At 68.0% G+C, this 24903-nt stretch carries 28 protein-coding genes; 14 read left to right on the top strand and 14 right to left on the bottom strand.

Going from position 1 to position 24903, the window contains the following annotated elements:
• The 8 genes from VGP60_RS13335 to VGP60_RS13300 form a co-directional block, all read right to left on the bottom strand.
• A partial coding sequence (locus VGP60_RS13335; protein WP_327548280.1) for a helix-turn-helix domain-containing protein occupies nucleotides 1–412 on the bottom strand: 412 nt, incomplete at its 3' end.
• 246 nt (nucleotides 413–658) lie between these two features.
• The gene (crcB, locus tag VGP60_RS13330) at nucleotides 659–1021 is read right to left on the bottom strand and encodes a fluoride efflux transporter CrcB (protein WP_327548279.1); all 363 of its coding nucleotides are present in this window, start codon (nucleotides 1019–1021) and stop codon (nucleotides 659–661) included.
• Nucleotides 1018–1359 carry a DUF190 domain-containing protein gene (locus tag VGP60_RS13325; RefSeq protein ID WP_327548278.1) on the bottom strand — a complete coding sequence of 114 codons (342 nt, stop codon included), beginning with the start codon at nucleotides 1357–1359 and terminating at the stop codon, nucleotides 1018–1020. Before VGP60_RS13325 ends, crcB (VGP60_RS13330) begins: the two co-directional genes overlap by 4 nt.
• Before the next feature lies 1 nt (nucleotide 1360).
• Nucleotides 1361–1855 carry a fluoride efflux transporter CrcB gene (gene crcB, locus VGP60_RS13320; RefSeq protein WP_327548277.1) on the bottom strand — a complete coding sequence of 165 codons (495 nt, stop codon included), beginning with the start codon at nucleotides 1853–1855 and terminating at the stop codon, nucleotides 1361–1363.
• A 206-nt stretch (nucleotides 1856–2061) separates the two neighbouring features.
• A complete protein-coding gene (locus VGP60_RS13315; RefSeq protein WP_327548276.1) occupies nucleotides 2062–2430 on the bottom strand; it encodes a DUF190 domain-containing protein in 369 nt (122 codons plus the stop codon).
• 377 nt (nucleotides 2431–2807) lie between these two features.
• Entirely contained in the window at nucleotides 2808–3131 is a 324-nt protein-coding gene (locus tag VGP60_RS13310; RefSeq protein WP_327548275.1) for a hypothetical protein, read from the bottom strand.
• A 26-nt stretch (nucleotides 3132–3157) separates the two neighbouring features.
• A complete protein-coding gene (locus VGP60_RS13305; protein WP_327548274.1) occupies nucleotides 3158–3367 on the bottom strand; it encodes a DUF6355 family natural product biosynthesis protein in 210 nt (69 codons plus the stop codon).
• A 763-nt stretch (nucleotides 3368–4130) separates the two neighbouring features.
• Entirely contained in the window at nucleotides 4131–5174 is a 1044-nt protein-coding gene (locus VGP60_RS13300; protein ID WP_327548273.1) for a helix-turn-helix transcriptional regulator, read from the bottom strand.
• A gap of 136 nt (nucleotides 5175–5310) precedes the next feature.
• Between VGP60_RS13300 and VGP60_RS13295 the strand changes: the two genes are divergently transcribed.
• A complete protein-coding gene (locus VGP60_RS13295; protein ID WP_327548283.1) occupies nucleotides 5311–5706 on the top strand; it encodes a RidA family protein in 396 nt (131 codons plus the stop codon).
• A 311-nt stretch (nucleotides 5707–6017) separates the two neighbouring features.
• On the opposite strand, the gene VGP60_RS13290 is transcribed toward VGP60_RS13295, so the two are convergent.
• The 4 genes from VGP60_RS13290 to VGP60_RS13275 all read right to left on the bottom strand — a co-directional run bounded on the left by VGP60_RS13290 (nucleotide 6018) and on the right by VGP60_RS13275 (nucleotide 11004).
• Nucleotides 6018–6578 (bottom strand): GNAT family N-acetyltransferase, encoded by a 561-nt coding sequence (locus VGP60_RS13290; RefSeq protein WP_327548272.1) that lies wholly within the window; start codon nucleotides 6576–6578, stop codon nucleotides 6018–6020.
• A 10-nt stretch (nucleotides 6579–6588) separates the two neighbouring features.
• On the bottom strand, nucleotides 6589–6837 hold the full coding sequence (locus VGP60_RS13285; protein WP_327548271.1) for a hypothetical protein: 249 nt from the start codon (nucleotides 6835–6837) through the stop codon (nucleotides 6589–6591).
• Nucleotides 6838–7248: 411 nt separating this feature from the next.
• A complete protein-coding gene (locus VGP60_RS13280) occupies nucleotides 7249–10452 on the bottom strand; it encodes a S8 family peptidase (protein ID WP_327548270.1) in 3204 nt (1067 codons plus the stop codon).
• Between the two features lie 165 nt (nucleotides 10453–10617).
• Complete coding sequence (locus VGP60_RS13275; RefSeq protein ID WP_327548269.1) at nucleotides 10618–11004, bottom strand: hypothetical protein; 387 nt, start codon at nucleotides 11002–11004, stop codon at nucleotides 10618–10620.
• 211 nt (nucleotides 11005–11215) lie between these two features.
• On the opposite strand from VGP60_RS13275, the gene VGP60_RS13270 reads away from it, so the two are divergent.
• Complete coding sequence (locus VGP60_RS13270; protein ID WP_327548268.1) at nucleotides 11216–11581, top strand: ATP-binding protein; 366 nt, start codon at nucleotides 11216–11218, stop codon at nucleotides 11579–11581.
• A gap of 80 nt (nucleotides 11582–11661) precedes the next feature.
• Here the strand turns inward: VGP60_RS13270 and VGP60_RS13265 are convergent, their stop codons facing one another.
• A complete protein-coding gene (locus tag VGP60_RS13265) occupies nucleotides 11662–12834 on the bottom strand; it encodes an epoxide hydrolase family protein (RefSeq protein ID WP_327548267.1) in 1173 nt (390 codons plus the stop codon).
• Between the two features lie 103 nt (nucleotides 12835–12937).
• Here VGP60_RS13265 and VGP60_RS13260 point away from each other — a divergent pair, with 103 nt between their 5' ends.
• The 12 genes from VGP60_RS13260 to VGP60_RS13205 all read left to right on the top strand — a co-directional run bounded on the left by VGP60_RS13260 (nucleotide 12938) and on the right by VGP60_RS13205 (nucleotide 23588).
• A complete protein-coding gene (locus VGP60_RS13260) occupies nucleotides 12938–13513 on the top strand; it encodes a CGNR zinc finger domain-containing protein (protein WP_327548266.1) in 576 nt (191 codons plus the stop codon).
• Nucleotides 13514–13716: 203 nt separating this feature from the next.
• Nucleotides 13717–14193, top strand: coding sequence for a macro domain-containing protein (locus VGP60_RS13255; protein WP_327548265.1), 477 nt, complete (start codon nucleotides 13717–13719; stop codon nucleotides 14191–14193).
• A gap of 110 nt (nucleotides 14194–14303) precedes the next feature.
• Nucleotides 14304–14681, top strand: a complete 378-nt coding sequence (locus tag VGP60_RS13250) for an FAD-dependent oxidoreductase (RefSeq protein WP_327548264.1) — start codon at nucleotides 14304–14306, stop codon at nucleotides 14679–14681.
• Nucleotides 14682–14704: 23 nt separating this feature from the next.
• Nucleotides 14705–16366: a fatty acyl-AMP ligase gene (locus tag VGP60_RS13245; protein WP_327548263.1), complete on the top strand. Its 1662-nt coding sequence runs from the start codon at nucleotides 14705–14707 to the stop codon at nucleotides 16364–16366.
• A complete protein-coding gene (locus tag VGP60_RS13240; protein ID WP_327548262.1) occupies nucleotides 16359–16616 on the top strand; it encodes an acyl carrier protein in 258 nt (85 codons plus the stop codon). Before VGP60_RS13245 ends, VGP60_RS13240 begins: the two co-directional genes overlap by 8 nt.
• A gap of 14 nt (nucleotides 16617–16630) precedes the next feature.
• Nucleotides 16631–16942: a hypothetical protein gene (locus VGP60_RS13235; protein WP_327548261.1), complete on the top strand. Its 312-nt coding sequence runs from the start codon at nucleotides 16631–16633 to the stop codon at nucleotides 16940–16942.
• A complete protein-coding gene (locus VGP60_RS13230) occupies nucleotides 16942–19731 on the top strand; it encodes a WXG100 family type VII secretion target (RefSeq protein WP_327548260.1) in 2790 nt (929 codons plus the stop codon). Before VGP60_RS13235 ends, VGP60_RS13230 begins: the two co-directional genes overlap by 1 nt.
• A gap of 12 nt (nucleotides 19732–19743) precedes the next feature.
• A complete protein-coding gene (locus VGP60_RS13225) occupies nucleotides 19744–20175 on the top strand; it encodes a hypothetical protein (protein ID WP_327548259.1) in 432 nt (143 codons plus the stop codon).
• A 401-nt stretch (nucleotides 20176–20576) separates the two neighbouring features.
• The gene (locus tag VGP60_RS13220) at nucleotides 20577–21095 is read left to right on the top strand and encodes a Chromate resistance protein ChrB (RefSeq protein ID WP_327548258.1); all 519 of its coding nucleotides are present in this window, start codon (nucleotides 20577–20579) and stop codon (nucleotides 21093–21095) included.
• A 33-nt stretch (nucleotides 21096–21128) separates the two neighbouring features.
• Entirely contained in the window at nucleotides 21129–21752 is a 624-nt protein-coding gene (locus tag VGP60_RS13215; protein ID WP_327548257.1) for a phosphatase PAP2 family protein, read from the top strand.
• A gap of 4 nt (nucleotides 21753–21756) precedes the next feature.
• A complete protein-coding gene (locus VGP60_RS13210) occupies nucleotides 21757–22395 on the top strand; it encodes a DedA family protein (RefSeq protein ID WP_327548256.1) in 639 nt (212 codons plus the stop codon).
• Nucleotides 22395–23588 (top strand): MFS transporter, encoded by a 1194-nt coding sequence (locus VGP60_RS13205; protein WP_327548255.1) that lies wholly within the window; start codon nucleotides 22395–22397, stop codon nucleotides 23586–23588. The genes VGP60_RS13210 and VGP60_RS13205 overlap by 1 nt, the downstream gene beginning before the upstream one ends.
• A gap of 205 nt (nucleotides 23589–23793) precedes the next feature.
• Here the strand turns inward: VGP60_RS13205 and moaA are convergent, their stop codons facing one another.
• Nucleotides 23794–24885: a GTP 3',8-cyclase MoaA gene (gene moaA / locus VGP60_RS13200; protein WP_327548254.1), complete on the bottom strand. Its 1092-nt coding sequence runs from the start codon at nucleotides 24883–24885 to the stop codon at nucleotides 23794–23796.
• Nucleotides 24886–24903: the final 18 nt, after the last annotated feature.

The raw sequence follows: 24903 nt of genomic DNA, 5'->3' as shown, positions 1-24903 counted from the left end.
CCTTTTCCGCGAACTCCGGATCCTTGCTGACCTTGAACGTGCCGTGACGATGAGGTCTGATCCCGTTGTCCCGCCACAGTTTCGCGACATAGTGGAAGGAGACCGACACACCCTCGGTGCGGGCCATGAACGCGACCATCTCCCGGCTCGACCAATGCGACAGCCCGGTCGAGGGCGGCGGGCTGGTCCGGCTCAGCGCCAGGATCCGGGCTCGGACCGACGCCGGGACCTGCTCACGAGCCGCACCCCGCGGCCGGTCGAGCAGGCCCGCGATCCCCTCCGCGCCGTAGCGAGCCAGCCACAAATCCAAGGTCGGCCGCGACACTCCAGCCAACGCGGCGACGTCCTTCTTCTGCTTGTTTTCGCTGCACCACAGCACGATCCGGGCCCTCGTCGCGACCGTCGCCACCACATCTGGGCTATACACCAGGGCCTGCAACTCCGCGCGCTGCTCCGACGTCAACTCCACCGACCCAGCCAACACCACATCCCGTCAACCCGACGTAAACCAAACGGAATCACGAGACACTAGGGGCGGAAGCTTTACTGATGAGAAGGGCAAACGTGGCGTGGGCTTCGGCGGGCGAATGAGAGTTTGCGGCTGGCGGCAGCTTTTCGCGAAGGAAGTGGACCTTCAGCCGCGCGCTGATTGAGGTGGTCAGCCAATCATGGTGTGGAGTGCGGTGTAGCCGAGCAATGCGGCGCCGACGCCGGTGATCACACTGATGGTCACGTTTATCGCGGCGTAGAAGTAGGCCTTGTTCTCGACCAGCCGCAGCGTTTCGTAGCTGAAGGTGCTGTAGGTGGTCAACGCGCCACAGAAACCGGTACCGAACAACGCAAGCAGACTCGGGGACATCGCGGCTCCGGTGAGCGCGCCGAGGATCAGGCAGCCGGCCATGTTGACGCTGAACGTTCCCCAGGGGAACAGGGTGTCGTGGCGGTTCTGCACCGCACGGTCGGTCAGGTAGCGAAGCGGTGCGCCGACCATCGCGCCGACGAAGACCAATGCGACGGTCATGCTTGTTGTTCCCCCTCGTAGCGCAGGACCTCGACCTGGTCGAGGATCACCGTGCCGTCGGTCACGAGCTCGTCGAGCTCGGGCAGGAACGCGCGGACCTTGTCCTCGGTGTCGACGATGATCACGACAATGGGCAGGTCGTCGGTCATGCTCAGTATCCGGTCCGTGTGGATCAGCTTGGTGGTGCCGAATCCTTCGCATCCGTGCAGCACGGTGGCACCGGCCAAGCCCGCCTCGCGGGCCCGCTTCACGATTTCGTGGTGGACCGGTTTGTGGCGCCAGGTGTCGTCCTCGCCGAGGAGGATCAACGCGCGGAGGGCGTGTCCGGTGAGGTGCATGTCAGCCCTCCTGCTCGGAGGCGCGGGCGGAACCGGTCATCGTCCGGGTGAGCCACACTCCGGCGATGACAGCGAGCATCGCGCAGATCAAGGTGCCGGCAAGGTACCCGAACGCCAGCCCGGCCGAGCCGGGTTGCAGCAGGCCGCGGATTTCCACGGCGTAGGTGGAGAAGGTGGTGAATCCGCCGAGGATGCCTACCCCGAGAAAGGGTCGTACCAGCGGGTGGGCGGAGAGTACCTCGGTGATCAGCACCATCAGCACGCCGATCAGGAAACAGCCGGCAACGTTGGTCACGAACGTGCCCCACGGGAACTGCCCGATGCGGGTCGGCAGCGCCTGGGCCAGCCCAAACCTGGCGACTGCGCCGATACCACCGCCGAGGGCGATGGCGACGAGCACGGCACCGTGCGAACGAGTCAGCTCACGCCGCTGGGAATCGATACGAACATCAACGTCCGGATCGATGGGTCCGGTCAGCTCAGCCTCGCCGCGCATACAGGCCTCCTACTTGAACCCGACCATAACCGTCGGGACTCGAGTAGGGACTGTTGGCGGCGACGTGCCGCGGTTCTCCGATATCCGGAGCGGCGAGCCCCACCGCCGCTGGCTGTCGACTCTAGCGGCCGTGCGCTCGCACCGACCGGCACCTGTGCGGAAGTTCACCCCCGAACCTCGGCGTGGGAGGCAAAGCAGACCGCGGGTTACTCGGCGGCGTGCCACCAATGGGTGTGTTTAGGTTCGGGAGCGGTATAGCGGATGGTTTCGACCTCGTCGATGGTCACCAGTCCGCTGATGCCGAGGTCGTCCAGCCGAGGCAAGAACGCCCGCACCCGCTCTTCGGTGTCGGCAATGATGATCAGCAAAGGGAGGTCGTCATTGAGTCGGAATGCGTGTGCGGTGTGGATCTTGGAGGTGGCTCCGTACCCTTCGACGCCACGGATGACACTGGCCCCGGCGAGCCCAGCCTCATGGGCGCGCCGCACGATCTCGGTGTAGAGGGGCTTGTGATGCCACACGTCGCTGTCGCCTACGAAGATCGACAGCCGCAGGGCCCGCCCGGAGCTTTTCATTCACCGTCCTCCTGGCACGAGTGATCGCCGCACGCCTTGACCAGGAGCCATCAGCCTCACGCGAGGCAGCTCGGACCGGCCGGTCCCGGCGGGATTGCCACCTGCTTCAGTACATCCCCACGGGTCGACCGGGTCAAGCACCCTTCGGGGCGCTAGGGCGTGTCCCGTAAGTCTGTTCGATGGGCTTCGTGATCCGGGCGGTTCCTGACGGCACCGGGGATTCGGCCTGGACGTACTCGGTCGAATCCCCGGTGCCATCAGCAGCGGGACGTTCCTCGCCGCGGTGGTGCTCAGGTCAGGACAGCCGGCTTGAGCACGTCCTCACACCACTGGCGAAACAAAGGCTTTGCAGCTCGGACGGTTCTTGACCGCATCGATCAGGTGACGTCCTTCCTCCACGGCGAGCAGGTGGCCAACCCAGGATTGTCCACACAGACCTTGTAGACGATCTCGTTGCCGCTGCCGGCCGGAAGCTTTGTGGTTTCGACAGAACCCGGTCCGGAAGCGTTGTACATCCACACTGTCCGTCCTTGGTACTGCACCACCGCATAGACGCGGTTGCCGTCATCGGCGGTGTCCCACAACCTGAGCTGGTCTGTGCGGGAGTCGAACGCGAACCTCGCGCCGGGAACCTGGACTTCGCCGCTGGCGGAGGCGATGCCGGATAGTCCAAGCATCGCCGCGCCCGACACTGCGATCACCGCCGCCACTCGACGGGCCGACATGATCAGCAGCCGCCGACGTACCAGGAACGGTTGACGCCGCTGGCGGTGCCCAAGCCGGTGATGCCAGGGCCTACGCACTGGTAGGTGTCCTTGGTCGGCCAGTTCCGATCGACCTTGATCTGGATGTAGCCGCTGCCGCAGTGGTTGTAGTACGCCCAGCTGCTGGTCTCGTAGCCACCGCACGGTGCCGCCTGCGCCGACGTGGCCGTCACACCCCCCACAACCGCGACTCCTGCAATAGCGGCTGCCGCTACGCCGAGTTTCACCAAACGATGAATCATATTATTTCCCCTTCGTGCAGATCGGATGAGCCGGCTTCAGGCAGGGCCATTGCCGAGATTCCGCCGGCTCCGCTTCGAACTTAATGAGAAGCAGTCACAACCATAAAAGAGCTCGCTAATTTCTCGCTAAGTACCGGCCCGACCGGTCCTTAGCGGCCGAGGCCGCCGCACTGGGCTCCGGATTACCTGGACCACGGCTGGTTCGACTCCAGTCGCCCCGGCGCCGACCAACTCGGAACGAACCAATCGCCTGGTGTCCTGCGGGCCGCGCAGGCGCGTCGCCGTGACGCCGAAAACGACAAGACGCCGCGTGAGGGACGTCGGTGACGCCCGCGAGTGTCTGCGTGTAACGCCGAATGGGATCGAAGAATCCACCTCAGCCCAGCCGGGCGGCATTGGATCTCTTCAGGACTATTTGCTGTGAACACAACTGGATAGTGACGTGGTTCTTATCAGGATGGAATCCGGTGCTAATATCCCGTTATCTGGTCGGATGTTTGGCGCGGTCCTCCAGTGGGGTTTTAGTCAACACCTTCACCGTTACACCGTCCGCCTGGCCGTTCAGGACAGTCACCAGTGGAACCCGCCGGACCACACTGGAGGCCTTACGCAGCAACAGATCCCGGTCCGGTAGTTCGACTACCTGCAGCGGCACGCCATCCATGAGGAGTGGCTCTGTCGGCGTGAAGTGACGTCAGTTGCTCGTGGATGTTGACGGTGGCGCGGTGTCGGGGAACTTGTTGTTCGTGAACAATGACGGCACCGCTGCGAGGTGCGAGTAGCAGGTGGCGATCGCGGCGGCGCGGTTGTGCAGGGCGGTGCGCAACCACTGCGGGGCCAGGGCTTCCGCGTTTGTGGCGAGCTGCCACAGCGCCCATTCGGCGTGTCTCGCATCTTGGAAGGTGACCTCCAGCCGCAGCCAGCCGTCTGCGTCGGTTTCTTCGGCGCGGACGGCAAGCGCGGTGCCCACCAAGTCCTCGCGTCGCGCCGGGTTCACCCGTACCAGCACGGTGACTTGGTCGCCGCCGGTCCGGAACCGCGTGCTGCGTTCCTGCCAGGCCCGGTCCAGATCGACCCGGTCTGGTCGCTGTGCGGGTTCGGTGAGTTCTTCGGCGGCCAAGACCCGGGACAGCCGGTAGGTGCGGTCCGCGCCAGATCTCGTGGCCAGCAAGTAGCCCTGGTCGCGCACGGTGACCAGGCCGATCGGGTCCACCGTGCGCCACTTCGGGGTCTGGTCCGCAGCCGTGTAGTGGATGCGCAGCTTGTGTCCGGCGAACACCGCGCGCCGGATCTCGGCCACGATGGCGTCGGGCACCTCCTCAGCGACCAGCCGGCGCGAGAGGAGGTCGGTCTCCGGGTCGATGAGCATTCGCTGGGCCGCGCCGGCCGCGGTGGCCCGATAGCTTTCGGGTAGAGCGTCAACCACCTTGAGCATGGCCGAAGCGAGCGCCGAGCCGAGGCCGAATACCTGCGCGCCGCGCCGCGATCCGGCGACCAGCAGGGCGAGCGCTTCGTCGTGGTTCAGTCCGGTGAGCTCGGTCCGGAAACCGGGCAACAATGCGAAACCGCCGTGCCGGCCGCGTTCGGCGTAGACCGGGACGCCGGCCGCGGACAGCGCCTCGATGTCGCGCAGCACGGTGCGGGTGGATACCTCCAGCTCGCGGGCCAGCGTGGCCGCGGACAGCCGGCCGTGCTGGCGGAGCAGCAGCACCAGCGATACCAACCGGTCGGCGCGCATACGAAGACTTTACCGGAATACACGACACAGGATGTCGTGATTCGTTGGGAAGCTGATCAACACGACGTCGAAGATGGTGGCCACCGGGCCGATGGACGTGCGTACTCGCGATGAATCGAATGGAGCTGAAGTGACAGTGGAGCAAACCGCGGTCAACCCGTGGTCGTGGTCGTTGGGATTGGGGTACAACCAGGGTGAGATCGTCTCCGGGCACACCCGGACCCTGTACTGCTCCGGGCAGACCGCGATGAGCGGCGACGGCGAGCCCCAGCATGCCGGTGACATGGCGGCGCAGCTGGCGCTGAGCCTCGACAACCTGGAGGCTATTCTCGGCGAGGCCGGCATGTCCCTCGCGAACCTCGTCCGGCTCAACGTCTACACCACCGACGTCGATCTGCTCTTTCAGCACTACGGCGTGCTGGCTTCGCGGTTGGGCGCTGCCGGGGTGGCGCCGACCACCACGATGCTCGGGGTGACACGGCTGGCGATCCCCGTCCTGATGGTCGAGCTTGAGGCGACCGCCGTCGCGTGATGCGACGTCGGCGCCTCCGGTGAGGGCTGCCGGTTGAACCGGCCGAGTAGCAGGCAGGTGGATGATTTCCCGTGCTCAGGATGGCGATAGTCGGCGTCTACGGTTTCGACGGCGAGTCCTTCCCGCAACGACTGCGGAGCGCGAACATCCGCCTGCCGCGCTGGCAGGACGGGAGGCCACATGTACGTGGTTCGATAGCAGTTCGCATAGCGCATGATCACGTGGTCCTCGCCGCCCAGCGCCGCGAACGAGCAAAAGTCCGCAGCGAACGCCAACGACCATGGGGACAACGCGCACATCACGTCGCGCTGTCAGGCACGAGCCCAACCGGACGGCGTGACCGAGGACCACACGCCGAACCACTGCTCGGCGTCGTACTCCTCGAACTTCTCCACCTCGACGAACCCCAGCTTCGCCGCGACGCGCATCGAGCGGTCATTGGCGGTCTGGGTGCAGAGCACCACCGGCTCGCCGGGAAGCGCGTCGGCGAACCAGTCGAGTGCCGCTGCACACGCCTCGGCGGCGTACCCGCATCCCCACGCCTCCGGCAGGAACAGGTAGCCGAGCTCGGTCTCCCCGGAATCCGGACGGACGTGACCCGGACGCTCCGCGTCGCGCCGATCGAGCGTGATCATGCCGATCATCGCTCCGCCGAGTTCGATCACGAAAAAGCCGAAGCGCCGCCCGGGCACCTCCGGCACCGTGCGCTCGAGCTCGTCACGCGGTCGAGGGCCACCGATGTAGGTGCCCACCTCTGGCGAGGCGAACAGCTCGATGAATGCCTCACGGTCCCGACCCTCGGACTCGCGGAGCACGAGCCGCCCGGTCCTGATCGGGGCAGGTGGCCAGGCGACGGGCCCCAGATCAGTCATGGCGGCCAACCTATCGCAGCGCAGTGCAACTTACCCAGGCGTCGATTCCGCGCGGGGCGAGCAAGTGCGCCCGGACAGCCTGGGCGAGCACGGTGGTCTTGCCGAACCCCGCACCAGCGACCAGCAGGGTCACCGGATGGGCCCACCGCAGGGCGAGCAGTTCGACCAGCCGCAGGCGCGGGATCTCGATTTCGAGCTGACGGGGCAGATCACTCGAACCGGTCAGCAGCCCGTCAACGACCGGTTCATCCAGACGCACGGGCTGCTCCACACATACAGGAGGCTATGGCCGGACACCTGGATACGGCCGCTGTCCTCCATGGTTGTGATGGGTCAGTGGGGCACGGCCGGTCAGTCGACGGCTCGTGACGAATGCATGAGCTGTTCCCAGAGCCGGCGCGTACTCGCAGGGCGGGCTCTCGCGCTCCTTACTCCCCGACGGGCCTGTTCCCGAAGCGCCACCAGTCGCTGGCGGTGTTGGTGCCCTCGGTCTGGTGGGCTGAGGTGGACGCGCCCGACAGGAGATGATCAGTCCGAAGTACAGCAGCAGGCTGGTCGAGCCGAGTCCCGGTGCGACGAGAGCGTTCGAGCCCCCTAAACGCCACGTAGGTGCCTCACACGTTGTACGGCACCTACGTGGCGAATTCGCCGGCTGCGCTTGCGAACCAGATCAGCTCAGCCGGTAGGCGTCGATGATCGTCTGCTCGACGGTGTTGCCCGCCCGATCGGTCGCCTTGGCCTTCAAGGACACCGACGTGGCGTTCTTCGGGTGGTGCAGGACGACGAGCGACCTGGCCAGCACCAACGTGGGCTGCCAGGTCTCGCCGCCGTCGTACGACACCTGCACGGTCAGGGCCGCCGGCCGCGCCGGGGCCTGCGACTGGACGCTCACCGGCATGGTGAACAGCCGCCCGGCGTGCGCGTCGCCCAGCGCCGGGTCGAACCGCACGGCCGAGAGCGGCAATCGGACCGGCTGGTCGGTGTGCCCCGACCGGAACGTCCACGCGGCGGAAACCTTGCTGCTGGTGGCAGCCCCGGCACGGGTCGCCTCGGTGGTCACGCGGTAGTCGGCCGGGGCGGCGGGCACGTCGAAGCCGACCGCGGCCGTGCCGGTCTGCTCACCGACCTTCTCGCCGTCGCGGTAGACCGCCGTGGTGCGCGCGTCGGCCCGTGACATTCCAGCGTTGCCGTCGCGGTCACCGAACAGCGGCGCGTCGACGGTGATCCTGTCCCCGGACCGGGTGACCCACTCCGACGCCACCGGCGACTCCGGGAACGCCGGACCGAGCACGCCGCGGTTGACGAACTCGTCGTACGTCTTGCCCGCCTCGTACTCCTTGACCTGGCCGCGCTGTTCGAACGTGGTGGTGAACCCGTCCGAAGCCAGTTCCCGAGTGTCGATGCGCCACGCGGTGCTCTCGGTGGTGAGGTACTCGTCCCGCACGCCGGGCACTGGGACCGGCAGCGCGAGCCCGTGCTCGCCCATGGACGGCCCGGACTTCGGGGTCACCCAGACCGCGCGCCTGCCCTGCGTGCCCGATCCCGCGGCCTTGAGATCGGCGTGCACATGCGCCAGGTCCGCCTTCGCGGGCGACTTGACCAGCCCGGTCGGCCAGACACCGTCGTGGTACCAAGCCAGGCCGTAGAAGTCTCTATTGCCGGCGACCGACTGGGTACTGACCACGGACCTGAACTGCTCGTCCGCGGGCGAGGGCGGTCCGACCTGAGCCAGTCTCATCCGGTTCAGCGAGCTGTCACCGCCGGACAACGAAGCCTTGCCGATCGTGGCCCCAGTCCCGGTGCGGTGGCTGTAGCCGACCATCGCGCCGATCACCATCGCGGTCGGATCGGGTGCGGTGATCTTGATCGGCTGGGCGAGCCCGAAGTCCAGGTCGACTGTCGTGTCCTTGTCGAGCACCAGCGACGGCCGCACCAGCCAATCGAACGTCAGCCCACTGGCGACGGCGTCGATCGAGTACCGCCCCTTGGGCAGCCGGACCGTGACGCTGCCATCCGGTTCGTACGGCTGGATCTGCTCGGCGGTGTCGTACGAGGTGACCGTGGTGCCGTAGATGCCGGACGGCACGCCAGGGCGCGCGATGTGGTTCAGCGTGAGGTTGTAGCTCTCCGCCTCGCGGACGATCACCACGGGAGTGCGCACGACCTCGTCGGTGCCGGTCGCGACGACGGCGCCGTGGTAGGTGGCGTCGGGCGTGTTCATGCCCGTGAAGCCGCTGACGCTCGCGGTCGCTTCGCCACCCGCGGGCACGGTGAGCCTGGCGGGCGTGAGGGTGAACATCCCGGCGGGACCGTTCGCCTCCAGCTTGAGGTCCAAGGCCTGGTCGGTCGGGCCGGCGTTGCGGTAGGTGACGGTCTTGGTCACCGGCTGGTCGTCGTCGTGCGGGTACCGATGCGTGCCCAGCGACACCGAGGTCGGCGACGTGGAAACCTCCTGCGTGATCGCGCGTGGAAGGTCGACCCGCCCGGAGCCCTGCTCGAACGGCGTCAGGCCTGCGGCCGGCTTGGCGGACGCGGTCAGCGCCGCTTTGAGCTGACTGCCGGTCCAGCCGGGGTGCTGCTGGGCGAGAATCGCGGCGGCCCCGGCGACATGCGGGGTGGCCATCGACGTGCCGGACATGGAGACGTAGCCGTCCTGCACGGGAGTCCCGACCCGGCCGGTTGCCGAGCGCGCGGCGACGATGCCGACGCCCGGCGCGGTGATGTCCGGCTTGACCTCGCCGTCGCCCACTCGCGGGCCACGGCTGGAGAACTCGGCCAGTTGGTCGTCGCGGTCGACGGCGCCGACGGTCAGCGCTGCGTCCGCGCTGCCGGGCGAGCCGACGGTTGTGGCGCGCGGACCGTCGTTGCCCGCCGCGATGACGAACAGCGTGCCGTGCTCGGCCGACAACGTGTTCACGGCTTCCTCGACCGGGTCGAGGCTGGACGAGTCGGCGCCGCCGAGGCTCATGCTGATGATCTGCGCGCCCTGTTCGACCGCCCATTGCATGCCAAGGATGACGCCGGACTCGGCGCCCCCACCGCCGTCGCCGAGCACCTTGCCGTCAAGCAGCCGCGCGCCCGGCGCGACACCGCGGAACTTGCCGTCCGCCTTGGCTCCCGTGCTCGCGATCGTGGCCGCGACGTGCGTGCCGTGGCCGTATCTGTCGACGTTGTCGGCGGCTGCGCTGAAGTTCTTCTCCAGGATCTCCTGCCCGGCCAGGTCCGGGTGGGTCTGGTCGACTCCGGTGTCCAGCACCGCGACCTTGACGCCCTCACCCGTGTAGCCGGCCGCCCATGCTTCCGGGGCCCCGATCTGCTTCGTGCTGCGGTCGAGCGAGGCCCGGACCTGCCCGTCCAGCCACACCTTCTCCGCGCCGGCGCCCAGAATCGACCGCCACGCGGCTTCGCCCTTCGGCGCGCTCACCGCGGAAGCGTTGATACCGGCCAGATCCGCGGTCGCCTTCGTGTTCGCCACGGTCGCCCGGAACGTGCCCGGCGGGTAGCTGACGATCAACGGCACGGGCTTGGCCGCGTCGCCGTAGCCGAACTCACGCAGGGCGGTGACGTCGAAGATCCGCTCGTCCACCCGGCCCTGGCTGATCGGCGCGAGCGCGTCCTCGGGCACCACGTACTGGTGCCCGTCCTTGCGGTAGCGGGAGAACACGATCGCGTCGCGCCCCGGTGCCGGTGTCACCATTTGCACGGTGCCTTGCTCATCGACGACCACCTGGTCGCCGGTGAGCAAGGTGAGCGCTCCGCCCGTTGCCGCTACGGGCTCCGGCGCCGCCGCGGCTGGTTGTGCCGCGGCGAGCCCGACCCCGAGTGCGAGCAGTCCCGCGACCGCCCGTCTCCTGGTTCTCTTCGTTGAAGTCATGCCCACAGAATGGTCTAGACAATCTCTTCAAGTTGACCATCATTCGAGTGAACCCGAGCCCCTGCACGTGGTCGACGTCGGCCGTTCGGACGACGCTCTCGGCGATCAGCCGCTGCTCTGCCGTCTTTCGCCGGAACAGCAGCAGTGCGCCCGTGTCGACCAAGATCACCTCGACCACGGCGAGGGCGGGGATTCGGGGTTGAGTGTCCAGCGCAGGGTGGGTTCGGTGGCTGCGTCGGGGCGGCGTGGCCGATCGTCGCGACGCAGCAGCACTGCGAGGCGTTGACGGGCATAAGTCAGTTCGCTGCAGCTCTCGTCGAATTCTCCGGCGGCGGCGTGGTCGAGCGCGCGGCGGAGCGCGGCCAGGGCCTCGGGTTCGACGAGGTCGAGCAGCCCCGCCACGCCGGCCGTGGTTTCGCGCACTCCGGCCAGCATGGCAGTGGTTTCGGGATGCCCCGCGGCGACGGCGACCGTGGGCACCAAGATCTTCAGCTGCGCGTGCAGTCGATAGAGCACGCTCAAGTCTGCGGCCCCGTGCTCGGATGCGGTCACGTGGTGTTTTCCTCCTCTGCGCCGGCTGGCTAGTAGGAAGACGTCCGAACCGCGGGCATGTGACGCGTCATTCCGGTAATTCGCCGCATGCTGGGCTTTCGTCGACCTGTCCGAGCGTGCCGGTCAGCTTCCGGTCGCACGAGCTGACCGTGCGCGACGACCGACACCGAGTCGTCGCGCAGCATCCTCGCCTGGCCGGGCGTGGTGCCCATTGCCTCGAACTGGACCACTACCTGGAGGTGTTGGCCCGCAAACTGGGGGCGTTGCGGCCGCCGAGAAAGGGTTCCGCGTTAAGTACACCCCGGCCACGAAACTCGTCAACGAGCTCGTCGAGGCCGTCGACGACAAAGCCCTGGCCAAAACGATCGCCCGCTACGGTCGCGTCGACCTACTCATCATCGATGAACTGGGCTACATGGAACTCGACCGCCGCGGCGGTCGAACTCCTGTTCCAGGTCCTGACCGAACGCGAGGAGGAGGCCAGCGTGGCGATCGCCGGCAATCAGCCATTCTCCGGATGGTCCGACACCTTCACGCGACTGGGAAGAAACCCGCGAACGCTACCCAAAGGTTTTAACCTAGACCCCTCGCCGGGCCGAGAATTCGGCGCACAGCTCAGATCCTCGGACTAATTCCGAGTCCCGGCACCCGCCGCGTTCACCGATTAGCGGCCAGCACTGCCGCGAGGCCTTCTTGCAGATCCTTGACGAAATACTCGGGAACCTCCAGCGACGGGAAATGTCCCCCGGCTTCGGGCGGCCTCCATCGGACGATCTGTCGGTACCGCTCCTGTGCCCAGGCGCGCGGACACTTCTCGATGTCGCGGGGATACACACTGATTGCTGATGGGACGTCGACCCGAAGTTCGGGGTCGAGCGAGTTGTGGCTTTCGTAGTAGATGCGGGCCGACGATGCGCCGGTCCGCGTCAGCCAATACAGGGTGACGTCGTCAAGAACGCTGTCTCTGGAAATCGTCTCGAACGGGCTGTCTTCGGTATCTGTCCACTCGGCGAACTTGTCCAGGATCCAGGCAAGAAGCCCGACCGGTGAGTCGACGAGCGAGTAGCCGATGGTCTGCGGCCGGGTCGCCTGCTGCTTCGCGTACGCCGCGTGGTGGCGCCAGAAATCGCGGGTTTCCTCGGTCCATTTGCGCTCGGCCGCCGTCAGCCCGTCCGTTGTCAACCCGGGCGGTGCCTGCGCGGTCGTTGTGTGGATGCCGAGAACGTGCGCCGGGAACCTGCCGCCGAGGACTGTGGTGATCACACCTCCCCAGTCGCCGCCGTGGGCTGCGAACTTGCTGTAGCCGAGCCTTGCCATCAGTTCCACCCATGCGGCCGCGATCTTTTCGGTTCCCCATCCGGTGGTGGCCGGCTTGTCGCTGTAACCAAAGCCTGGTAACGACGGGACCACGACGTGGAACGCCGGCGCGTCTGCATCTTTCGGATCTGCCAGCTCGTCTAATACGTCGATGAACTCAGCAATGCTGCCTGGCCAGCCGTGCGTCAAGATCAGAGGCGTGGCATCTGCGCGCGCGGATCGGCGGTGCAGGAAGTGGATTCCCAGATCATCAATGGTCGTGCGGAACTGGCCGATCCGGTTAAGGCGCGCTTCGAACGACCGCCAGTTGTACCCGGTGCGCCAGTAGTTCACGACATCGGCGAGGTCGGCGAGAGGAACGCCCTGTTCCCATCGGCGAGCGTCGGGCGCGGCGCGATGGACCGTCTCAGCTTCCGGCAGCCGCGCCGCGGCTAGTCGCGCGCGCAGATCGTCGAGGTCAGCGTCAGTTGCGTGGGCTTCAAATGCTTGCACGTCGCTGGTTGGACGGGGCATGAGACCTCCTGGCAATCGTGGGACCGGCTACAACCGATCGCGAACCGGCTTAGACGGTTCTATCAGGCCTCTATGTCTGCGCGCAACCTGCTAAGGTGGTTCCATGCGTGCCGAGTTCCCTGACTTTCGCCTCGGTAACGTGCTGGCGACCAGCTTCACGGGGACTCTGTCGGAGCGTCATGGCGACGCTGTGGAGCGCATTCCCACGCCGCACCGACTCGTCGACTGGCTGGCAGTGAACGGCCTCGCCGTGGAGTCCTGCACTACCGCCCAGCTCGACCTCGCTCGGGAACTGAGGGAGTCGATTCACGCCGCCGCGACAGCGGCCGCGATCCAGGACGGTCTCCCTGCGCCTGCTGTCCAAGTCATCAATGACTGCAGCATTCAGGGTCGGGCCGCGGCTATCCTGACGCCCGAGGGTAAGCGGCGATGGCGACTTGGCCCGGCTTCCTGCGTGGAAGATGCCCTCAGCGTGATCGCCGCCGACGCGATCAGCGTCATCGCAGGCGAACGAGACGGAAAATTGGCCTTGTGTGCATCACCAACCTGCCAAGCCGCCTTCTTCGACACCAGCCAAAGTCGCACCCGCAAATGGTGTGACATGAACACATGCGGGAATCGTCAGAAGAAAGCGCGCTTCAATGCCAACCAGCGCAAAAACTCCAGATCAGCAAAGTAATCGTTGCCCTCGGTAAATCCAGGTGAACCCCACGTCTGCGACACATCTGTCGCGTTGGGTGCACCCCAGCGGCACCACTTAAGTCGCACCACGGAATGGGTCCAAAGACCTGACGACGCTCACACCCGGGGCTACCGCCGACGGCCCCAGTCCGGGAGCGCCGTGCTCACCTCGGCGCGACGACATTGTGGAAGGAGGCGTCGATGACGCTGCTGTACGCCACAGGCGATGCCACCGTCCCCGCGAGCGCGGGAAACAAGCTGATCGCGCACGTCTGCAACGACCGCGGCGGCTGGGGCAAGGGTTTCGTCGTCGCGATTTCCCGGCGCTGGCCCCAGCCCGAACGGGACTACCGGACCTGGAGCCGCACCCCGGATTTCCAGCTCGGCGCTGTGCGCCTCGTGCAAGTCGAGACGGACACCTGGGTCGCGAACATGGTCGCCCAGCGGGGCTACCGCAGCGCGAGCAACCCGACGCCGTTGCGCTACGAGGCGCTCGAGAAGTGCCTGAACGACCTTGCCGCGCACGCGGCACGGCTGAACGCGAGCGTACATATGCCTCGCATTGGCTGCGGGTTGGCCGGTGGCAGCTGGGACGAGATCAGCCCCATGCTCGACCGCGCATTGACCTCCGCTGGCATCGCCACGACCGTGTACGACCTGGAGCAGCCGACACGGTGACCGGCCGCCACCCGTGTCGTGGTCAGATTCTGCTCGATGGACAGCCGGCATCCACCAGGAAATGAGCCTGTTCCCGAACCTCGGCGTCGCCGAGAACATGTTCTCCGGCCGTGGGATCCGACGTCCGCCGCATCGGCGACCACGTCCCCGGCATCACCCTGCTCGGCGATGCGGCCCACCTCATGCCCCCGTACGGCATCGGCGCCAACCTCGCGATGCTCGATGGCACCGATCTCGCCACCGCCATCGCCACCCACGCCGACCTCGACCACGCCGTCCGCTCCTACGAAAACCTCATGCTGCCCCGCGCCACAGCGGCCGCCCGAGCCTGCGCCGACCTGACCGACATCATCAACGCGGACACCGTCGTCAACGTGGGCGCCGCGCGGCTATACCTCAACGAACAGATCAGCAACTTGGCGGCGCGATGCGAAGAGTGTCCATTGTGGCCGGACGGGGCGTTCGCGCGACCCGCGGCGTCTGGGTGAGGGTGACCGGTACGCTCTGCTCCATGTCGCGGCCAGGAATGCCGGTGCAGGGCACTCCTGTTTCCGTGCCCGACGAGGTGCTGCGCACCTCGATCGTCGAGCGGCTGTTCAGCCGGGCCGCCGACCACCGGCCGGTGTTCACGCACCAGGACCACGCCGCCGGCGCGGAGGAGACCCTCACCTGGGCGGAACTGGTTTCACGGGTGGGCGTCGTGTCGGCGCGGTTGCGCGAGCTCGCGGAGCCCGGGGACCGGGTCGCCGTCGTCGCGGCACAGGAACTCGCCTACCCGGTCGCGTTCTTCGGCGTGCTCGCGGCGGGCATGGTCGCGGTGCCGCTGATGGACCCGGCGAGCCGTGCGCTGGGGGAGCGGCTCACCGGGATACTGGCCGACTGCGCCGCCGCGGTCGTGCTGACCTCTCGGCGGTCGGTCCGGCGGGTGCGTGAGTTCGTGCCGGACGGGCATGTTGTCGTGGTGGAGGAGTTGTCCGGGCCGGGGGCCGAACCCGAGACGGTCCTGCCGGAGTCCGCGGCGTACTTGCAGTACACCTCCGGCTCCACCCGCGACCCCGCTGGAGTGGTGATCCCGCATCGTGCCGTGGTCGCCAGCTGCTGGCAGGCGTCGCTGGCCTACGACGTCGGCGAGAGCACCACCTGCGCCGGGTGGATCCCGTTCTTCCACGACATGGGTCTCATCCAGCTGCTGTGCGTCCCAGTCTACGCGGGCTGCCGGTCGGTGTTCATGGCGCCGTTGGAGTTCGTCCGACGGCCCGAGCGATGGCTGCGGCAGATGTCGGACTATCCCGAGGTGTTCACGGCCGCCCCCAATTTCGCGTTTGACCTCGCGGCCGAGGCCGCACCGCCGGACGGCCTGGACCTCTCGGGCGTGCGGACGGCGCTCAACGGCAGCGAACAGGTCCGCCCGGGCACGGTCGCCCGGTTCCAGGAAGCCTTTGGCCAGTACGGGTTCCGGCGCGAGGCGCACCGGCCGTCCTACGGGCTGGCCGAGGCCACGGTGTACGTCGCGAGTGCCGGGCCGGAGGGACCGACGATCACCACGTTCGACCGCGCGGCGCTGGCCGCCGGCACGGCGGTGGAGGCGGTGCGGGGGCAGGAACTCGTGTCCGTGGGCCGTGCGGTCGGGCAGCTGCTGCGAGTCGTCAGGGAGGGACGTTCGGTCACGGACGGCACGGTGGGTGAGGTCTGGGTCCACGGCCCACACGTCGGCACCGGCTACTGGTCCCGGGTGGACGACACGTTCGGCGCGTGGCTCGAAGGCCACGGCGGCTGGCTGCGGACCGGCGACCTCGGCGTGTTGCACGAGGATCAGCTCTACCTCACCGGGCGGCTGAAGGACCTGATCGTGGTCGACGGCCGCAACTACTACGCGCACGACCTGGAAGTGACTGTGGAGCGGGCGCATCCGGCCGTCCGCCGGGGCCGGGTCGCCGCCTTCGGCGTCGCCGACGACAGGGGGGAGGGCGCGGTCGTCGTGGCCGAGTGGGCGCAGGACCTGGAGGCGGACGGCACGCAGGTGCGGCGGGCCGTGCTCCGGGCGGTGTCCCTGGAGTACGGACTTATGCTGCGGGCCGTCCAATTGGTCAGTCCCGGTGCCCTACCGCGCACTTCCAGTGGCAAGGTCGCGCGGTCGGCGGCGAGAACACGGTACGGTGACGGCCGTGGTTGATCACCGTAGCGAGGTCGCGAAGCTGGTGAGCGACGTCTTCCGGCTGGATCCCGGTCTCATCGAGCCCGACAGCCCGCTCGAAGAGCTGGGCATCGACTCCAAGGGCCGGGTCCGTCTGCTCGCGGCCCTGGAAGTGCGCTATGGCGTCACGATCGACCTGGACGCGCTCGATCGGTTCGCCGATGTCGCCGCTGTCGCTGACGTGCTCACCGAAGTACTGACGAACCATTCCGCGGACCGAAACACCTGAGGAGAGCTGGGGAAATGAGCGGGGGATATACCGCGGCGACCGACGCGATCGCGTCGGCCGCCAAGTCGATCGGGGAACTTTCGCAGCACCTGCTGGACGCCAATCCCGATCTGTCGAGCACGCCGATCACCGCCGAAGGCTTCGGCCAGGCCCACGGGGCGCACTCGCAGAAGTACACCGCCGGTGTGCAGGCGATGTGGGACTCGGTCAACGGCTACAGCGGCACGTTGAGCACGCTGGGCTCGAACCTCAGCACCGCGGGCACGAGCTACAGCCAGAACGAGGACGCGCAGACCGGAGCGATCACGAAGGCGGGTACGCAGTAATGGCGAAGAGCTGGGCCGAGGTGAAGGCACTGCTCGACGACTCGAGCGTGCCTCCCGATGCGAAGGCCAACCTGCTCGGCAGCTGGATGCGGGAGAACCCGCCGCCGCCCCCGTTTCTGAAGGACCAGGAGCCCGAGGACCTCGTCGAGGAACGGAACGACGCTGACCGGTATGCCAAGGCGTACCCGGTGAACCCGTTCGTCGACGGCAGGTCCTCCACCGATGACACGTATGCCGAAGTCAAGAAGGCCTCGGACCAGGCGGGGTACAACGAGGACCAGGAGGCCAAGGCCGTCGGGGACGGGAAGACCCAGCTCGACGGCTTGAACCCGCCCGCGTCCGGCGGCGGGACGAAGACCTCCGACGAGCTGTTCGACGCGGCCGAGCCCGCGCTGAAGCTGTTCCAGACCTTCGGATCACTGCTGGCGAAGATCCCCGACGACTGCCGGGGAAACACCCGCGCGCTCGACTACGACAAAGACATCAAGAAGCCGTACGACGAGCAACGCGGGATCTCGTTCCAGGACTTCGTCGACGACGCCGGCCACTTCACCACCGGTGCTGACTCGGTGGAGCAGACCATTCAGAACACCGGGTCGACGCTGAGCTCGTTGTTCCAGAGCTGGAGCGGCGCGGGTGCCGACGCGGCGTGGGACAACTACAACGACCAGGTCCTGCCCAAGGCGACCAAGCTCGGACAGACCCTGGGTGACGCGGCGGACGCGACGACGACCGCGGTCACCGCGGTGTTCGAGCTGTGCAAAGGGAAAGCCGACGCGATCGTCGGGATGTACACCGACCAGGTTGGCTGCGCGGACTTCACCATGGCGCAGCGGGTCGTCGCCGTCGCCAGCGGCGAGAAGGCCGGCGACGGGGACCTGGCGGCCATCGCGGGCTGGATGGACCTCAACTTCGGCACCAACCTCGTGCAAACGCTCAACGACCGTGGCTGCTGCGACGGCGACGAGATCCGCCAGCACGGCGTGGACCTCGCCAAGCAGTGGGTGCAGAACCAGTTCAACCCAGACATGTGGGACCGGCTTTACCAAGGATTCGTCAAGACCTGCGAGGACGCCCGCGAGCTGACCGACCAGGCCTACGACGCGCTGGACGACGTGATGGGCCGGATCCGCAACGAGTTCGGCGCCGCGTCCGGCGGTGCTTCCCCCACCGGCTCGGGCAGCCCTACCGGTGGCGGAACCGGCGTGAACGTGCCGCCGATTCCGGATGGGACGCAGCCAGTTCCTGGTGGGACGCAGCCGGTTCCTGGTGGGACGCAGCCGGAACCGACGGCGCCGCCCACCACGTCCGGCGGGAGCCCGTCCGTTGGAAATATCCCGCCGATCCCGTCGGCGACTTCGCCTTCCGGAGGCTCGCCGGGCAATTCTGGTGGGAGTCCGTCGGGCGGTGGGGTCAATATCCCGCCGATCCCGACTGCGACTTCGCCTTCCGGGGACACGCCTGGCATGTCTGGTGGGAGTCCGTCGGGTGGTGGCGTGAACATGCCATCGATCCCGACTGCGACCTCGCCTTCCAGGGACACACCGGTCACGTCCGGTGGGAGTCCGTCCGGCGGTGGAAGCGGCGTGAATATCCCGCCGATTCCAGATATGACGAGCCCTTCCGGGACTACGCCGTCCGGTTCCGGTGGGAGTCCGTCCGGTTCTGGTGGCGGGTTGAATATCCCGTCGATTCCGTCGCTGACCACACCTTCCGGAGATACCCCGGGCGGTTCCGGTGGGAGCCCGTCCGAGGGAAAACTGCCCAACGGACTGGGCGCCGGTGGAGGTACGCCTTCCGGGACGGGCGGTGACCCGGCCGCCATCGGGGGGATTCCGTCGCTGACCGACCCGTCGTCCCCTGACGGCGGCCAGGGTGTGCCGGGTGAGGACAACGACCCGCCCGAGACACTGAAGGTCCAGCAGGGCGACAAGAACTTCGAAATGACCGAGCCCGACGCCGACGGGCACATGGACATCAAGGTCGGCGACGGAACCGGCGAGCCGAAGGACTACAAGCTCGACTGGTCCACCGCTCAGGACCCGGCGGCCGGCGGTGCCGCCGACCAGGGGCCACCGGGGACCGACGACGTGCACCACCCCGGCGCGGACGGCAAGATCCACATCGAGGACGGCGACCTGAAGATCACCGCCGAGCGTCCGGACGGCCCGGACGGTCCGACAAAGGTCACTGTCGACGACGGCAGTGGCACCCCGACCACCTATACCCTGGGCGACGCCGACACCCCGGGTCACCACGATGACCCGCTGGCTTCCAAACCGGCCGGAGACCCCACCGGCACGAAGGTCGGCGGGGCCGACTCTGCCGTGGGTGGCGGGCACGGCGGCAATGGCTCAACCGATGGCCACGCCGTACCGGCCGGGGCCGATGGTGCTCCGGCGCACGCCGGGACCAGCGGTGCTCACGCACTGGGCGGCCATGTCGCCGCGGACGGTAGCGGTGGGGCTTCTGCCGCGGCCGCTGGGATTCCGGGCGGTGGGGCGCACAGCGGCGCTGCCGCCTTCGCGCCGCAGGACGCGTCCGGCTCGTCGCAACAGGTCGCGGCGAGCGGGGCCACGGGGTCGTCGCCCACCGGAATGTCGGGCATGGGTGGCATGGGTGCGATGGGCGGCGGCGGAGCCGGCGGAGCGGGCGGCGGCGATCAGGAACGTGCGCGGAGCTACCGGATCGAGGCCGGCGGCCTCTTCGAGTTCGGGGCGGAACCGAGTCACCGGATCACCGGATCGCTGGACGACGAAGAGCTGCCGCCGGTTCCCCGGCATCGGTGAGTGGAGGGCACGATGGGCATGGGTAACGTGGACGGGCTCAAAGCCAAGCTGGACGGCCTCATCCGGGAGCAGGCCGAACGCCGGGCACTGCTTGAACAACACGGCAAGGAGATCAAGGAGAGCTCGCACAAGTACATGACGGAGCAGGCTCAGACGGCCGAGCGCTACGTCATGCACCGCCGGGAGTTGGGCCGCCGCGCCGCCGAAGGACGGGGCGCGACCCAGCCGGAGTCGGACGCGGGATCGGCCTTCGAGCCGGAGGCCCACAAGGCCGAGAACGGCTCGGTCTCACCGGCGCCGTTCACACCCACCAACCCCAACCCCGTCCCACAGCCGACGGGACGCCCTGAGCGTCCCGTCGCACCCCGGCGAACCCGCCGCGCGAGCGCCGACGAACTGGATGACGATGCCGACGCGTTCCTCAACAACGCGTGGCGTGACTGACCCGGCTCACGCCAAGTCGGTGGATGCCGGCCCGGACGGGCGTCGCTCGGGAGCGAAGCTTCGCACTTTGGTGAGAAAGTGCCGCTCGGCTTGTCGCCCGAGGTAGTGACGGCCTCTTTCACGGCGTTCCCGGGGCCTTTCCTGTCGGGCGTTTCTGTTGGGTGGCTCGTGAGTGGCTACGAGTGTTCTAACACTTGTTGCCACTCACGAGCCAGGAGTAGCGGCTGGCGCCGAGCGGGGAGCGGGAGTCCCGCACGAGAGCATGAGGTCGTAGTTGTTGATGATCTTGTAGGTGTCTGAACCCGACCACGGAATCACTCGACCACCACATGATGATACGGATATTTGTAACTGCTGCTACATTTATGAATGTGAGTGGATCAGGGTCGAGTAGGTGGCTGGTGCTGGTGGTGCGGGTGCCGGCGGATCCCTCGCGGCACCGGGTGGCGGTGTGGCGGGAGTTGCGCCGAGTTGGGGCGTTGTCGCTGGGCCAGGGCACCTGGGCGGTGCCCGATGTGCCGGGGTTCGCCGACGGTGTAACGCGGGTGATCGAGCTGGCTCAGCGCGGCGCCGGCGAGGTTGTCGTGCTGGACGCGGCCGGGCGCGGCGAGCACGACGGCGCGCGGCTGGAGGCGCTGTTCACCGCGGACCGGGAGGAGGAATGGGCGGAGTTTCTGGCCGACTGCGGCAAGTTCGACGCCGAGATCGACAAGGAAGTCCGCAACTGCAAGTTCACGATGGCGGAGCTGGAAGAAGAGGAGCAAAGCCTGGAGCGGCTGCGCCGGTGGCACCGGGACCTCAAGGCTCGCGACGTGTTCGGCGCGCCGTCGGCCGCCGAGGCCGACGAGCGGCTCAAGCTTTGCACCGACCGGCTGGCCGACTACACCCAGCAGGTTTTCCAGGCGCTGCACCAAATGTGACCGCCGCCAGACCATCGACCCAAGGACCACTTCGTGAACATCGATACGCAGCTGTTCCAGACCATCAACGACTTCGCCCGCGCGACGCCGTGGCTGCACTGGATCGTCGTGGCCTTCGCCGACTACGGGATCATCGTGTTCGCCGCGCTGATGCTGGCCGGGTGGTGGTCAGCGCGACAGCGCGCGAATCCGACGCGCATGGCGGCAGCACTGTGGGCACCGCTGGGCATGCTGCTCGCGCTCGGGATCAATCAGCCGATCTCCGCCATCGTGGGTGAACCCCGCCCGTACACAACGCTGCAGAACATCGTGGTGCTGGCCCAGCGCAGCCCCGACCCGTCGTTCCCCAGTGATCACGCGGTCATGGCCGGGGCGGTCGCGGCCGGGTTGTTCCTGGTCAGCTGGCGCCTCGGGTGGCTCGCGATGCTGGCCGCTGTCGTGATGGCGTTCTCCCGCGTCTACATTGCCGCGCACTACCCCCAAGACGTGGTCGCCGGGTTGCTGGTGGGTGCGGCGGTCACGCTGCTCGGGTTCTGGTTGGTGCGCCGGGTTCTGGTCTGGCTGGTCGAGCTCGCCGAGCGCACCCCGCTTCGGCCGGTGCTCACCACCGCACCTCGGCCGGCTACACCCACACCGGCCGACTCGATGGCGGGCTGACGTGATGGCCGTTGCGCCGGAACTGCCGGGGATATTGGGAAGCCTGGCGCCGCTGCTGGATCACTACGGTTACCTGGCCGTCGCCGGGCTGATCATGCTGGAGGATTTCGGCGTCCCCGCACCCGGTGAGACGGTGCTGATCGCCGGCGCGGTCTACGCGGGAGCGGGCCACCTCAACATCATCGCTGTCGTCCTCATCGCCGTCGCTGCGGCGGTGATGGGCGACAACATCGGCTACGCCATTGGCCATTTCGGTGGCCGGCGGCTGGTGTTGCGCTTCGGCCGCTACGTCTTCCTCACCCCGAGACGCCTCGACACCGCCGAGCGGTTCTTTACCCGCCACGGCGGGAAAGTCGTCACCATCGCCCGGTTCGTCGAAGGACTGCGCCAGGCCAACGGGATCATCGCCGGCATCACCGGGATGCGCTGGCGGCGATTCCTCGCGTTCAACACCCTCGGCGCCGTGCTGTGGGCGGGTGTCTGGGCCGGGCTCGGCTATCTCGCGGGTAACCACATCACCGCCATCTACGACCAGATCCACCGCTACCAGCTCTACGCCCTGCTTGCCGTCGGACTGGTACTGGCCGCGCTGATCGTCCGGCACCTGCTGCGACACCGCCGGACACCGGAGGAAACACCCTGATGAGCGCCGAGTCCCCCGAGCGGACCTCGACGGGGTCACCCGCGCAGCTGCGTCCGTTGTACGCGGCCGGGTTCGTGACCGCGTTCGGCGCGCACAGCATCGCGGCCAGCCTCGGCGCCTACACCCACGGCGAACACGCCTCCCTGCTCACGTTGGGCCTGCTGCTGGCCGTGTACGACGGCGCCGAAGTCATCCTCAAGCCGGTGTTCGGCTCGCTGGCTGACCGCATCGGCCCCCGACCGGTTTTGCTGGGCGGGCTCCTCGCGTTTGCCCTCGCGTCCGCAGGTTTCGTCCTCGCCGGAAATCCTGCGGCGGTCGGGCTGGCCCGGCTCGGGCAGGGCGCCGCCGCGGCGGCGTTCTCGCCGGCCGCCGGAGCGCTCGTGGCCCGGCTCTCGCCGGCGAAGCGGCACGGCCGGGCTTTCGGCGGCTACGGCGCGTGGAAGAGCATCGGCTACACCCTCGGCCCGCTGCTGGGCGGCATCCTGATCACCTTCGGCGGGTTCTCTTTGCTGTTCGGCACGCTCGCGGTGCTGGCTTTGGCCGTTACGGGCTGGGCGATGCTGGTCGTGCCCGCGGCCCCGCCGTTGCCGCGTGCGCGCCAGACCGTGCTCGACCTGGCACGCAGGCTGAGCCACCCCAGTTTCCTGCGGCCCACCGCCACCCTGGCCGGGACCACCGCAGCGCTGGCGGTCGGGGTCGGGTTCCTGCCGGTGACCGGTGCGGCGGCCGGGCTTGGCGCGTTGGCCGCCGGCGCGGCCGTGTCGCTGCTCGCGCTGTGTTCCGCGGTGGTGCAGCCGTGGGCCGGGCGTGCCCGTGACGCCGGGCGACTGCGTGACGGCACCGGCATGGGTGGCGGGCTTGCCCTGGCCGCCGCCGGGATGGCCGTGGCCGCGTTCCTCCCCGGCGTCGCCGGGGTCCTGACCGCGGCGGTGGCCATCGGGGTCGGTGTGGGTCTCGCGACGCCGCTCGGCTTCGCGCACCTCGCCGCCATCACACCACCGGAACGGCTCGGACAGACCATGGGCGCCGCCGAAGTCGGCCGCGAACTCGGCGACGCCGGCGGCCCGCTGCTGGTCGGCGCGATCGCCACGGCGACCACTCTCGGCGCGGGATTCCTTGGCTTGGCCGCATTGCTGGTCGTCGCCGGGCTGGCCGCGGCGGGAGCCCGCGCGTCACAGCGCGCGGACGACTAGCGACCACTCACCTCTGCGACACGGGTGCGAGTACGAGTCGCTGACGGCACTTGCTGCCGCCGCAGGGTTGACTCCGGGTTGGAGTGCGCGCTGAGGTGAAACGACGGCAGCGCCAGGAGATACGGCCGCGTACTGGCCGGGGTGAATATCAGTCGTTGGCTGGAGGCGCCCGTTGGCGCCGTAGCCAGTGGCGGCGCCACTCGGATCACCCACCGATGTAGGACATTTCGATGCGTGGTCCGGCGGGCGAGGGGCGGGCACCGGCAGCCCCGCGCTGCTCGGAGTACCGGTCGTCACGGGTTCGCCAGCGGCCGGCGATGAGGTCGGCGAGGTCGGTGTCGGTGACGCCAGAACGCAGCGCGGCGCGCAGGTCGGTACCCGCGGTGGCGAACAAGCAGGTGTAGAGCTTCCCGTCGGCGGAGAGCCGGGCGCGGGTACAGGTGCCGCAGAATGGTGCCGACACCGACCGGATGAACCCGATTTCCCCGGCACCGTCGCGGTAGCGGTAGCGGTCGGCGACTTCCCCGAGGTAGGCCGGGCCGACCGGCTCCACGCCGAACCGGGTGTCGAGCGCGGCAAGGATCTCCCGGGACGGCACGACCTGGTCGTGCCGCCAGCCGTTGGTGCTGCCGACGTCCATGAACTCGATGAACCGCACAGTGTGCCCGGTTCCGCGGAAGTGCTCGGCGAGGTCGAGGACACCACGCAGCTCGTCGCCGTCGTTGACTCCGCGCTGAACCACGGTGTTGATCTTCACTGGGCCCAGTCCGGCGTTCGCGGCGGCGTCGATGCCGGCGAGGACGTCACCGACGCCGAACCGGGAATCGGTCATGGCCCGGAACACGGCGTCGTCGATCGTGTCCAGGCTGACCGTCACCCGGTGGAGCCCGGCCTCGGCGAGCGCTGGTGCCAGCCGGGGCAGTAGTGACCCGTTGGTCGTCAGCGCGAGATCGACTCCGGGAGAACCGTGTCCGTCGTTGATGGCCGCGAGCCGGGCGATCAGGTCGCAGATGCCGCGCCGGGCGAGCGGTTCACCACCGGTGAGGCGGATCTTCCGCACGCCCATGCCGACGAACGTGGTGGCGACGCGGGTGATCTCGTCGAAGTCGAGCAGCGCTCGCCGGGAAAGAAAAGCGTGGTCAGGCCCGAACTCGTCGCGCGGCATGCAGTAGGTGCACCGGAAGTTGCACCGGTCGGTGACAGAGATGCGCAGGTCTCGCAGCGCGCGTCCACGCCGGTCGGGTCCAGGGTCGCCGGCGCTTTCATGGGCGGGAGAATCAGGCAGGGCGAGCGTCATCGGCGAACAGCCTCCGTC

The sequence above is a fragment of the Amycolatopsis sp. genome, assembly GCF_036008905.1.
Taxonomy (GTDB): Bacteria; Actinomycetota; Actinomycetes; order Mycobacteriales; family Pseudonocardiaceae; genus Amycolatopsis.
The sequence above is the reverse complement of the archived record's forward strand: the minus strand, read 5'-3'. Positions and strand labels throughout refer to the sequence as shown.